The organism is Dyella sp. 333MFSha (assembly GCF_900102405.1).
Lineage (GTDB): Bacteria > Pseudomonadota > Gammaproteobacteria > Xanthomonadales > Rhodanobacteraceae > Luteibacter > Luteibacter mycovicinus.
On sequence record NZ_FNBR01000001.1, the window covers coordinates 1183498 to 1195318 of the forward strand.

Sequence of the window (11821 nt, forward strand, 5' to 3'; positions counted from 1 at the left end):
GACAGCATGGCGCGTCTGAAGAAGGTGCTGGTCGTTGGAGGTGGCACCGCGGGTTGGCTGACCGCGTGCTACCTGGCCAGGGCGGTCAACGCGGTCGATCCGCGAAGTGTGCAGGTGCACCTCGTGGAATCGCCGGACATCGGCCTGCTCGGGGTAGGGGAGGCCACGTTCCCGTCCATACGCGGAACGCTGGCCGCCATCGGCCTCGACGAGCGACGTTTTCTGGTCGGCGCCACCGCGACGTACAAGCAAGGCATCCACTACCGGCACTGGGTACGGCCGCCGGGTGCGCCGGGTGCGGATCATTTCTTTCATCCGTTCAATGCGCCCAGTCAGCGGCCGGGCGGTCCCGAGTTGTTGCCGTACTGGCTGCTCGGCGCCGCGCCGGCGGGGATGCCGTTCGCCGATGCGGTGTCGATGCAGACCGCGCTGGTCGATCACTCGCGTGCCCCTAAGCGCGTGAAGGATGCGGACTATCAAGGGCCGATGAACCACGCCTTCCACTTCGATGCGGCGTGCTTTGCGCGGGTGCTGGCCGAGCATGGTCAGGAGACGCTTGGTGTGGTTCGGCATACGGCGACGGTGGAGCGTGCGGAGCTCGACGAGCACGGTGCCATCGCGCGCGTGGTGACGAAGGAAGAAGGCGAGCTGACCGCAGACCTGTATGTGGACTGCACCGGGCTGCGTGGGATGCTGATCGGCGGGGCGATGCAGTCGCCGTTCCGTAGTCGGGCGGATGTGTTGTTCGCGGACCGGGCGGTGGCGATGCAGGTGCCTTACGACGCGCCCGATACGCCGATTCCTTCTTACACCATCTCGACCGCCCAGGAAGCGGGGTGGATCTGGGATATCGGGTTACAGAAGCGGCGTGGCGTAGGGTATGTGTATTCCTCGCGGCATACCGATGACGAGCGAGCCGAAGCGGTCTTCCGGAAGTACCTGGGTGAAGCAGGGAAGGGCGGAAGGGCCATGCAGATCAAGTTCGAGACGGGGTATCGGCCTGAGCACTGGCGGAAGAACTGCGTCGCGGTGGGCCTGGCCGGGGGCTTCGTTGAGCCGCTGGAGTCGACCGGCATTGCGCTGATCGAGCTGGCGACGTATTTGCTCACGCATTTGTTGCCCGGCGACACCGACGACATGGAGAGCGCGGCACGGCACTACAACGAGATGATGGTGGCGCGATATGACCGGATCATCGACTTCATCAAGATGCATTACTGCCTGAGCCAGAGGCGCGACTCGGCCTTCTGGCTTGAGAATGCCGACCCTTCGAGCATCCCGCAGACGCTGCGGGAGAAGCTGGAGAAGTGGAAGACGAGGCCGCCGCATCGGCTGGATTTCGTCAGCGACCTGGAGATGTTCATGACCTCCAGCTGGCAGTACATCTTGTACGGGATGGAGTTCAGAACCGATCTGGAGCCGATGCGCAGCGCCTATCCGGATGTGGAGGTGGCGCGGCGGGAATTTGGGATGATTCAGCAGGCGGCGGTGAGGGCGCTGGATGATTTGCCGGATCATCGGGGGCTGGTCGAGCAGCTTTGCGCCGAGCACAGGCCGCGCAGCCCGGCCACACATGCCGGTCACGATGACCGCATCGCGGAGCGTAGCCGGATTTGACGAGGTCAGCGCTAAGTAAAGCGACCGGTCCCATGCCAGCGGCTCGGCGTCAATGCGGCACCAGCAGCCTGAACGCCAGGGCGATCAGGCCCACCGCCAGGACACCCCCCACGTAAAGCGCGACGAACCAGCCCGCACGCCCCAGCCACCCTTGCCTGCGCGCGCGCATCAGTGATACCCGGGGTCATCGTGGCGCACCTTGCCGCGGAAAACCCAGTACGACATGGCCGAGTAGACGATGATGATCGGCACGATGATGGCCGCGCCGACCAGCGTGAACTTCTGGCTCGAGGGGGGCGACGATGCCGCCCAGATGTCCAGCGAAGGCGGGATGATGTTCGGGAAGATGCTGATGATCAGCCCGGTGTAGCCGAGGAAGAGAATCGCCGCCGTGAGCACGAACGGTTGTCGATCACGCTTCCGCCGGATGGCGCGCTGGATGCCGAAGACGCAAGCCAGTACCAGAACCGGAACGGGCAGGAAGAAGAAGAGATCGGGCATCGCGAACCAGCGCCGGGCCACGGCATCCTGCCCGAGGACGGTCCATGCGCTTACCACGGCGATGATCGCGAGCAGGGCCCATACCAGCGGCTTCATCGCGACGTAGATGCGCCGCTGGAGGTCGCCGTCGGTCTTCATGATCAACCAGCCGCATGCGAGAGTCGCGTAAGTGACGAGCAGACCCAGCCCGGCGAGAAGTCCGAACGGTGAGAGCCAGTCGAACGGACCGCCGGCAAACTGTCGGTTCACGACGGGGATGCCCTGGAGCAGCGTCCCGAGCACGAGGCCCTGACAAAAGATCGCCGTGGCCGAGCCGAGCATGAAGGCGAGATCCCAGAGGCGTTGCGAACGTCTCGCTTTGGCGCGGATCTCGAAGGCGACGCCACGAAAAATCAGCCCGCAGACCATGCCGATGATCGGCAGGTAGGTCGCCGGTAGCAGGACGGAATAGGCGACAGGGAAGGCCGCATACAGGCTGGCACCGCCAAGGACCATCCAGGTTTCGTTGCCGTCCCATACCGGGGCGACGGTGTTCAACATCACCTGGCGGTCGTGCTCGCGATCGAAGAAGGGAAACAGCAGCCCGATGCCGAGGTCGAAGCCATCGAGCAGCACGTACAGGAAAACACCGAAGGCGATAATGGCCGCCCAGACCATCGGTAGATCGAAGGACATGGCAACCTCACTCGTCGATAGGGTCGGTCGGTCGCGAAAGTGGCCGGTGGTCGAAACGCGGCTGCCCCTTGCCGGTGTCGGAAGCATCTTCTTCCGCGGCGTCGCGTGGCAGGTCCGGACCATTGCGCATGAGCTTCAGCATGTAATAGATACCCGTGCCGAACACCGCGAAGTACACCAGGACCAGGATCATCAGTGAGGTGCCGACCTGCTGAGCGGAGATCGCCGAAACCGCGTCGCGGGTGCGCAATACGCCGTAGACGACCCAGGGCTGCCGTCCGGATTCGGTTGTGATCCACCCGGCCAGCAAGGCGATCAGCCCGGACGGCGCCATGAGCAGGACGAAGCGCTGAAACGCCCGCTGTTCGTAAAGACGTCCACCGCGGCGTAAAACGAGGCCTGCGAGCGCCATGAGCAGGAGAAGCATCCCCATGCCGACCATCACCCGGAAGGACCAGAACACGATGGTGGAGTTGGGCCGGTCCTCTTTGGGGAAGCTCTTCAGCCCCCGAATCTCACCGTCCCACGAATGAGTCAGGATCACACTGCCCAGGTGCGGGACTTTCACCGCGAAGCGCGTCTCTTCCTTGTCCATGTCGGGCCAGCCGACAAGATTCAACGACGTGCCGCCCGTCTCCGTCTCCCAGAGACCCTCGATCGCGGCGATTTTGGCGGGCTGATACTCGCGCGTGTTGATGCCGTGCGCATCGCCGACGACGATCTGGATGGGAACCACGACCAGCAGGAGCCACAATGCCATGGAGAAGGCCTTGCGGATGGCGGCATCCTTCCGTCCACGAAGCAGGTGCCAGGCCGAGCAGGCGGCGACCAGGGTAGCGGCCACGATTAATGCCGCGAGCGCCATGTGCGTCAGGCGGTAAGGGAACGACGGATTGAAAACGATCTTGAGCCAGTCGACCGGAACGATGCGGCCGTCCTGCCAGGTGTATCCCTGTGGGGTGTGCATCCAGCTGTTGGAGGCGAGGATCCAGAACGTCGATATCAACGTCCCTGTGGCCACCATCAGCGTGGCGAAGAAGTGAGCTCGTGGCCCTACCTTATGCCAGCCGAACAGCATGATCCCCAGGAACCCCGCCTCCAGGAAGAATGCGGTAAGCACCTCGTAAGTCAGCAGGGGACCCGTCACTGAGCCGGCTATGGAGGAGAACCCGGACCAGTTCGTACCGAATTCGTAACTCATCACCACGCCGGAGACGACACCCATCGCAAAGCCGACGGCGAATACTTTCGACCAGAAAAAGAACAGGTCACGGTAGACCGTATTCTTCGTCCTCAACCACAGACCTTCGAGCACCGCCAGGTAGCTGGCGAGGCCGATGCTGATGGCGGGGAAGATGATGTGGAAAGAGACGGTGAAGGCGAATTGCCATCGCGCGAGAAGGAGTGCCTGGTCGGTAGGTATCGACACGCGTCAAGCTCCAGCGAAAGATAGGGTAAGCGTATGCCTGTTTCGCGACGGCGGTATTGGTCAAAATGTCGCTGCGGTCATTAGCTGCCCGGTACTGGCTCACATCGCCAGACCGAGTCTGCGGCTCACGGCGAAGGTGGCGTAGAGCAGTCCCGCGAGCAATATCACGAAGACCCCGACGGCTAACCCCACTTTGCCGGCCACGCGTAGTACCGCACGCCGCTCGATCGGGCGGTCCTTTTTCCCTTGCTCGTAATGCCACTTGATGGCCAGGAACATGCCTGTGCCGAAAACGACGACCTTGAAGATGATAAAGGCGATAGGGACCCAATCCATGCTTTCTTCGTTCCGAGCTGTGACTTGCCACTGTCTGTCATGAGGAAATCGCCCTCAAAACGCCGATGATGCCGTCCTCCAGCGCATGCTACCTACGAACAAGCTCCATACATTCGGGACAAATTGTCTCAGCATGCCTATCATGCGGAATCAAAAGGGGGGTGCCATGAAAACCATGTCCGTTCTTTTCTGCGCCGCGAGCGCCGTGGCGATGGTCGCCGGCGTATCGGCCGAGACACCGGCGGTTCCGACCGCCAAAGCCATCGAGCGGACGCTCGACACCAGCGCAGCCGCCTGGTCGGCGGGCGATCTGAAGACCTTTATGGGGTGCTACGAGCGCTCACCGGGCACCCGCTTCGTCAGCGCGAGTGGCACTGTCGTCGGTTACGACGCGATCGAGGCCATGTACGCATCGACCTATAAGAAGCCTGGCGCCGGTCTGGGCAAGCTGAAGCTGGACGTGATCGACGTCAAGGAACTCGGGTCCCAGTATGCCTTTGCGGTCGTCCGCTACCACCTCAAGCCCGACACGGGCGCCGAGGCGTCAGGGCTCTCGACGCTGCTGATGCACAAGGTGGACGGTCGCTGGCTGATCAACAGCGACCATAGTTCCTGAGCACCCTTCACGCCACCTTACTGCGAGCATGACGGCATTGAGAGCACTGTGGTGCCTCATCATCCGGAGAAATAGTCATGTCAGAAAGTGACAAGAGCAGCAGGTCGCCCACGCCGAAAGAGTTCGATGAATCCGCGGCGGAACGTGTCGAAAAGAAGCCGAAAGAAAAAGAATCTCCTCAGCAAACGCACGACGACGAAACTCACGGCTGAGACGCGGCGGGTCGCGGCCTCTACGAGCCGTTCTTTCGCGGTTACACGCGCAATCGATGGGCGCTGGATCCATCCGGGATGTCGAGAATCCTCCCCGACCGAAGCCAGGGAGTATCCCGATAACAAACGATGCTCAGGCAATGTTGCCTTTAGCGTCCATATACGCCAGTCGTCCCAGCCGCGTTGTGAACGACCACATAGCGTCGGCCGGCGAGGGCGCCACCGAGCGCCGCAGCCATGGCACCCAGGATCAGGGCGACGGCGCTACCCAGAGCGGCTTTGGCTGCGGCCTTCGCGGCGGCATCCGCAGCTTCGCGGGCTTTCGCTTCGGCTTCCGCGGTCGCCTGCGCGATCTTGGCCCTGGTCTGCTGATACTGCGTAACCCACGCGTCGACTCGCTGCTCGGCGTCCTGCTGGCTGGCACCGGTCCGTGCCATGACCACATTCACCAGGGCCTGACGGTCGGCCTGCTGAACCGTGTCGCTTCCCGACGTAATGATGCGCTGCGCTACCGCCTGCACATCTTCCCCCGTGCCATTCTGGCTTGCGTTATTCAGCTGATTGACCGCACCCTCGGTCTGCTGTTTGACAGCGTCCGGCTGCAACGCCGGCTTGCCGGTCTGGGCCATCAGCTCCTGAGCCTGAGCCTTCAGCGAATCCATGGTGATGCCGTTGGCCGCCAGCTGTTTCTTCGCTTCGTCCGCCGCTGGACCCGCCGCTGCCGCGAGGCCGCTTCCCGCTGCCGCCGCGGTCGCACCGACCGCCGTGGCGCCGCCCTTTACGACGGATGCGAACGTCGAGGCCACCAGGTAAGCGCCGATCAGGCTGGCCAGGCCCCAGGTCACCAGCCCGTGCAGCATCGCATCCGTCCGGCCAGGCGCGGCCGCAAGATGCCCTGCCACCCAGCCGCCGGCCATGAGAGCAAGCACGCTGCTGATGCCCCACCATGCTGCCGCCCCAAGGCCATAGGCGGACGCGTCTGGCGAATCGTGATGTACCGGATCGGCAACACTAAGGCCAACGCCAGCACCGATGAGGCTCAGCACGAGCTGGATGACGACAGCGATGATGACGCCGGCGAAGATGGATCCCCAGGAAATGCGCCGGAGCAATGGAGCATAGGCATCGCTGCCTGGTGAGGAGTAACCCGATTCGGAATGAATGGTGTTCATAGAAAAGCCCTGTAGCCGCTGACCGGCAAGAAACGCCCGATGAAACCGGTACGCTCGCGCATACCGATGAAGAAGCGCGGACAGTGTCTGGTGCGACGTGATCGAAGCGTGCGTGGGGCGTGTCGTCAACTATTCCGACTGCTTCGACCTTACCGTTGCCCGGGGGCTCACCGGCTACAGGGATGTGACGTCCGGAGCGGGGGCGTCGTCAGTCCAGCGGACGTACCCAGATATTGCGGAAGCTGATCGGCTGTGAATGGTCGCCATGGGCCTGCAGCTTGATCGCCGCCGTCGTGTACGGCTTGTATTTCGGCTTGCCGATGTAGAAGGTCTCGCCAGTCAGTTCGGTGTGGTTTTGCACCAGCACGCCGTTGTGGAACAGCGTGAGGTAGGCCGGTGACTTCACCGAGCCGTCCGCGGCTAACACCGGCGCGGTCCACACGATGTCGTAGGTCTGCCAGTCGCCAGGATGGCGCGCTGCGTTGACCAACGGGGCCGCCTGCTTGTAGATGCTCGCGGCCTGTCCGTTGACATAGGTCTTGTTTTCGAACGAGTCCATGATCTGGACCTCATAACCCTCGTCGCCGGGGCCGGTGGAGGCAAGGAACACGCCGCTGTTGCCGCGGCCCTGGCCCTCGCCGGTGATGTCCTTGGGAATCTGCCATTCCAGGTGCAGCTGATAGCTGTGGAAGCGCTGCCGGGTCTGGATATTGCCCGTGGTCTTGTCGACGGTGACGATGCCGTCGTGCACCTTCCAGGCCGCCGGAGACTGGTCTTTCGATGCCTCCCAGCCACTCAGGTCGTGGCCGTCGAACAGCACGACCGCATCGGACGGCGGCGCGTTCTCCTTCGCACCTGGAGTCACCACCTTCGGTACCGGCTCCCATCGTTCCGTGGCCTTCGGATCGTCTTGTGCCAGGGCGCAGGACGAGCCCAGGCTCGCGACGGTAAAGAGGGTGAACGTGGCGGCGCCGATGCGCTTCATGGGCATTCCTCGGGAAGATGTCATACGGTGCAGATCCTGTAAGCCTCGGCGAACGAATCGAAGGGATTCGGGCGCGATGGCGAAAATTCGTGAGCGATGAATCCCTGGTAGTTCAGATCGGCGATGGCCCTGGCGACGGCGCGATAGTTGAGCTCCTGCGTGCCGTCGATATCGTGGCGGCCAGGTACACCGCCCGTATGGAAGTGACCGATCCACTGGATGTTGTCGCGGATGGTGCGAATCACGTCACCCTCCATGATCTGCATGTGGTAGATGTCGTAAAGCAGCTTCACGCTGGGCGAACCGAGGCCCTTGGTCACGGCCACGCCGAACGCGGTGCGGTCGCCCTGGTAGCCGTGATGGTCCACCTTGCTGTTCAGCAGCTCGAGGCACAGTGTGATGCCGTTTTCCGCAGCGTACGGCGCGATCTTTCCCAGTCCGGCAATGCAGTTGTCGATGGCCCGCTGGTCGTCGATACCGTCCTTGCGGTTGCCGAACATGGTGATGATGTTGGTGACGCCCGCGCGTTTGGCAAGCGGGATCGTGGTCTCGATCTCCCGGATCAGAACGGCATGGTTCGCCGGATCGTTGAAGCCCATCTCGATGAAGTTATCCCGCCTGGCGGGATAACCCATCGATACGGCCAGGCCGTGATCCGTCACCACCGACCACTCATCCGCGTAGAGCAGATCGACGCCTGCGAAGCCGAGGGCCTTCAGCCGCGTGCACAGCTCGGGAAGCGGAGCCCTGGAGGTCCAGCGGCTCAGCGATTGCCTGAGCCGGCCACGGCCGATAGCCGGGGCTCCCACCCTGGGGCCGCTTGTCGCGGCGGAGGCGAGCAGGGGCGCTGCGCCCGCCATCGCCGCGGCCGTGGCGATACGGCCCAGCGCGTTACGGCGCCCGATATCGGTGGGGTCGTCACGCATGCTCATTCGAGCCCCAGTATCTGGCGATTGAACGTACGCTCGCCACCCGACGAAGCGAAATCGTCGAAGGCGCGTTCGGTGACCTTGATGATGTGGTCGCGGATGAAGGGAGCGCCTTCCTGCGCGCCCTGTTGTGCGTCCTTGATGCAGCATTCCCACTCGAGCACCGCCCAGCCGGGGTAGTCGTATTGCGCAAGCTTGCTGAAGATCGCACCGAAATCGATCTGGCCATCGCCCAGGGAACGGAAACGTCCCGGCCGGTCGATCCAGTTCTGGTAGCCACCGTAAACGCCCGAGCGCCCGTCGGGCCGGAACTCGGCGTCCTTCACGTGGAACGCGCGGATACGCTCGTGGTAGTGGTCGATGAACCGCAGGTAGTCCATCTGCTGCAACACCATGTGGCTTGGGTCGAACAGGATGTTCGCCCGCGGATGGTGGTCCACGGCGTCGAGAAAGCGCTCGAAGGTGGCGCCGTCGTGCAGGTCTTCACCCGGGTGCAGTTCGTAACAGACATCGACGCCCGCCTCGTCGAAGGCATCCAGGATCGGCTTCCAGCGCCGGCCCAGCTCCGCGAAGGCTTCGTCGACGAGCCCGGCAGGGCGCTGGGGCCACGGATAGAACAGCTGCCAGGCCAGGGCACCGGAGAACGTGGCGTGCGCCGTGAGGCCGAGGTTCCTGCTGGCGGTTGCCGCGAGCTTGAGTTGCTGCACGGCCCATGCCTGGCGTTCCTGCGGCTTGCCACGCAGCTCCGCGGGAGCGAAGCCGTCGAACAAGCGATCGTAGGCGGGGTGCGACGCCACCAGCTGCCCTTGCAGATGAGTGGAAAGTTCCGTGACCTGAAGGCCGTGCCCGGCCAGCATCCCGATAATGTCGTCGCAGTAAGCCGTGCTAGCGGCGGCGTGCTCGAGATCGAACAGGCGTCGGTCGTTGGAAGGGATCTGCACGCCGACAAAACCAAGCGACGAGGCCCAGCGCGCGATCTCGGGCAGCGAGTTGAAGGGTGCCTCGTCCGATGCGAACTGGGCGAGGAAGATGCCGGGACCCTTGAGTGTCTTCATATCAGATCTTCAGTGAGGCTTCGACCGCCCAGGCATGTCCGTTGCCGGCCTGCGATAGCGGGATATCGGGCTGCCAGCGGGCGGGTACCGGGTCGTACTGAAGCACTTGCGTGCAACCGGGCTGGGAGAGAAAGAAGCCCAGCATGGTGAGCTTCTTGGTCATGAGCACGAAGTCGCTGGCAGGGGGCAGCTTGCCCCCCTTCGGTGCGGCGAGCGCCTCGGCGTGAAGCTTGTTTACCAGCGCTTTGCGCTGCGCGTCGCTCAGCTGGAGAAAGGGCTTGCCACCGGCCTTGTCGAAGGCGGCCGCGGCGTCGAGGTAGCGCGCTTGGTCATCTTTTGCATAGACCGCCTTGAACAGCTGGTCCATGAATAAAGGGACGCCGGCGTCGACCGCGCCCGGCGTATCGGTGCGCGGGATGATGATGTCCGACACCGCGCCAACGAGGCTGTACTGCGCCGGGTCGAAGAATTCGGGCCTGGCGGCCGGTGCTTGCGACGCGGCGTGCGCGTCGAACACCGCCAGGAGGGACGGTCCCGCGATGGCGCCGATGGCCAGCGCGGACATGCTTTTCAACCATTCGCGACGATTCATGGGCGGTCCTCAGAGATTGCCGCGCTTGAGTTCTTCCACGGCGTGGTTGGCCGCGCGTGCGGTCAGCGCCATGTAAGTGAGGGACGGGTTCTGGCAGCCGGATGAGGTCATGGCCGAGCCATCGGTCACGTAGACGTTCTTGCAGGCGTGCATCTGGTTCCATCCGTTGAGCACCGAGGTCTTCGGATCGCGGCCCATGCGTGCGGTACCCATTTCATGGATGCCGGCGCCGACGTTCGCCTTCATCGTGAAGTGGCTCACGTCGCGGTAACCCGCACCGGTGAGCATCTCCACCGCGTCGTCGATGATCGCCTTGCCCATCGCGATCTCGTTTTCCTGGTGGGCCGCGTCGAAGTTGAGGACCGGCATGCCGTACTTGTCCTTGTGGCTGCGATCCAGCGTCACGAAGTTCTTGTGCGAGGGCAGCATCTCGCCGAAGCCCATCATCGAGACGTACCACGGGCCGGGCTCCTGGGCGGCGCGCTTCAGGTCTTCACCCAGCGCGGCCTGGTCGACGAGGCGGGTCCAGTCCTGGCGGCCCGCGCCTCCCTGGAAGCCGAACCCGCGCAGGTACTTCTGCCGGTCGCTGCCGATGTTGCGATAGCGCGGGATGTAGAAGCCCGTGGGCCGGCGGCCGGCGTAGTAGCGGTCTTCATGACCCTCCACCATGGCGCGCGCACCGGTCCCGAAGAGGTGATCCATGATGTTGTGGCCGAGCTCGCCGCTGTCGTTGCCGAAGCCGTTCGGGAAGCGGGTGGAGGTGGAGTTCATCAGGATGTGTGCGGTGCCGAACGTGGAGGCGCACATGAAGATCACTTTGGCGAAGTATTCGGTCTGGTGCCCGGTGTTGGCATCGAGCACGCGCACGCCGGTGGCCTTGCCCTTGTCGTTGTCGTAGATCAGCTCGTACACGATGGCGTCGGTCACCATCGTCATGTTGCCCGTGCGCTCGGCGGAGGGCAGGGTGGACGAGTTGCTGCTGAAGTAACCGCCGAAGGGACAACCGCGCATGCACATGTTGCGGTACTGGCAGGTGCCACGCTGCGGGCTCTGGTCATGCTTGAGCGGGGCGGACAGGTTCGCGGTACGCCCGATGATCAGCTTGCGCCTGAACTTGCTGTCCAGCTTGGCCTGAAAATCCTTCTCGACGCAGTTGAGGTCCATGGGCGGCAGGTAATTGCCGTCCGGCAACTGCGCCAGATGATCGTTGTTGCCACTGACGCCGATGAAATGCTCGACGTGGTCGTACCACGGGGCGATATCGTCGTATCGGATGGGCCAGTCCACGCCCACGCCTTCCTTGCCGTTGGCCTCGAAGTCCATCGGGCTGAGACGGTAGCTCTGCCGGCCCCACATCAGCGAGCGTCCGCCGACGTGGTAGCCGCGGAACCAGTCGAACGGCTTGGTTTCTTCGTACGGGTTGTCGATGTCGTCGGCAAACCAGTGCTTGGTCGACTGGGTGATGCCGTAAAACGACGGGCGCGTGTGCTTGGGCCAGCGGGCGAGGTCCTCCTGCGTCGGCTCGTCACCGTATGGCAATTCCCACGGCGCCTTCATGGCGGTGGGGTAATCCAGGTGCTTCACCATCGGGCCGCGGTCGAGCACGAGCGTCTTCAGCCCTTTCTCGGTGAGTTCCTTCGCCGCCCAGCCACCGCTGACACCGGTGCCGACAACGATCGCGTCGTATGTGTTCTTTTCCATG

Annotated in this window: 12 protein-coding genes; 3 read left to right on the forward strand and 9 right to left on the reverse strand. The window is 63.4% G+C overall.

Going from position 1 to position 11821, the window contains the following annotated elements; all coding sequences use genetic code 11:
• Positions 1–6 precede the first annotated feature (6 nt).
• On the forward strand, positions 7–1617 hold the full coding sequence (locus BLT40_RS05325; RefSeq protein ID WP_090351988.1) for a tryptophan halogenase family protein: 1611 nt from the start codon (positions 7–9) through the stop codon (positions 1615–1617).
• A gap of 168 nt (positions 1618–1785) precedes the next feature.
• Here the strand turns inward: BLT40_RS05325 and cydB are convergent, their stop codons facing one another.
• From cydB to BLT40_RS05340, 3 genes are all read right to left on the reverse strand, one after another.
• Complete coding sequence (cydB, locus tag BLT40_RS05330) at positions 1786–2793, reverse strand: cytochrome d ubiquinol oxidase subunit II (protein WP_090351990.1); 1008 nt, start codon at positions 2791–2793, stop codon at positions 1786–1788.
• A gap of 7 nt (positions 2794–2800) precedes the next feature.
• Positions 2801–4222, reverse strand: coding sequence for a cytochrome ubiquinol oxidase subunit I (locus tag BLT40_RS05335; protein ID WP_090351992.1), 1422 nt, complete (start codon positions 4220–4222; stop codon positions 2801–2803).
• A 99-nt stretch (positions 4223–4321) separates the two neighbouring features.
• On the reverse strand, positions 4322–4558 hold the full coding sequence (locus BLT40_RS05340) for a hypothetical protein (RefSeq protein ID WP_090351994.1): 237 nt from the start codon (positions 4556–4558) through the stop codon (positions 4322–4324).
• 166 nt (positions 4559–4724) lie between these two features.
• On the opposite strand from BLT40_RS05340, the gene BLT40_RS05345 reads away from it, so the two are divergent.
• Together BLT40_RS05345 and BLT40_RS20550 are read left to right on the forward strand one after the other, a co-directional pair.
• Positions 4725–5174, forward strand: a complete 450-nt coding sequence (locus tag BLT40_RS05345) for a YybH family protein (protein ID WP_176809103.1) — start codon at positions 4725–4727, stop codon at positions 5172–5174.
• Between the two features lie 77 nt (positions 5175–5251).
• Entirely contained in the window at positions 5252–5386 is a 135-nt protein-coding gene (locus tag BLT40_RS20550) for a hypothetical protein (protein ID WP_255363945.1), read from the forward strand.
• 149 nt (positions 5387–5535) lie between these two features.
• Here BLT40_RS20550 and BLT40_RS05350 read toward each other — a convergent pair whose 3' ends face one another.
• The 6 genes from BLT40_RS05350 to BLT40_RS05375 form a co-directional block, all read right to left on the reverse strand.
• Entirely contained in the window at positions 5536–6558 is a 1023-nt protein-coding gene (locus BLT40_RS05350; protein ID WP_090351998.1) for a hypothetical protein, read from the reverse strand.
• A 208-nt stretch (positions 6559–6766) separates the two neighbouring features.
• Entirely contained in the window at positions 6767–7543 is a 777-nt protein-coding gene (locus BLT40_RS05355; RefSeq protein WP_255363946.1) for a 3-keto-disaccharide hydrolase, read from the reverse strand.
• Between the two features lie 20 nt (positions 7544–7563).
• Positions 7564–8469 (reverse strand): hydroxypyruvate isomerase family protein, encoded by a 906-nt coding sequence (locus tag BLT40_RS05360; protein ID WP_090352002.1) that lies wholly within the window; start codon positions 8467–8469, stop codon positions 7564–7566.
• 2 nt (positions 8470–8471) lie between these two features.
• Positions 8472–9527 carry a sugar phosphate isomerase/epimerase family protein gene (locus BLT40_RS05365; RefSeq protein WP_090352004.1) on the reverse strand — a complete coding sequence of 352 codons (1056 nt, stop codon included), beginning with the start codon at positions 9525–9527 and terminating at the stop codon, positions 8472–8474.
• Between the two features lies 1 nt (position 9528).
• A complete protein-coding gene (locus BLT40_RS05370; protein WP_079519768.1) occupies positions 9529–10119 on the reverse strand; it encodes a gluconate 2-dehydrogenase subunit 3 family protein in 591 nt (196 codons plus the stop codon).
• A 9-nt stretch (positions 10120–10128) separates the two neighbouring features.
• On the reverse strand, positions 10129–11820 hold the full coding sequence (locus BLT40_RS05375; RefSeq protein WP_036113240.1) for a GMC oxidoreductase: 1692 nt from the start codon (positions 11818–11820) through the stop codon (positions 10129–10131).
• Between the last annotated feature and the right edge of the window lies 1 nt (position 11821).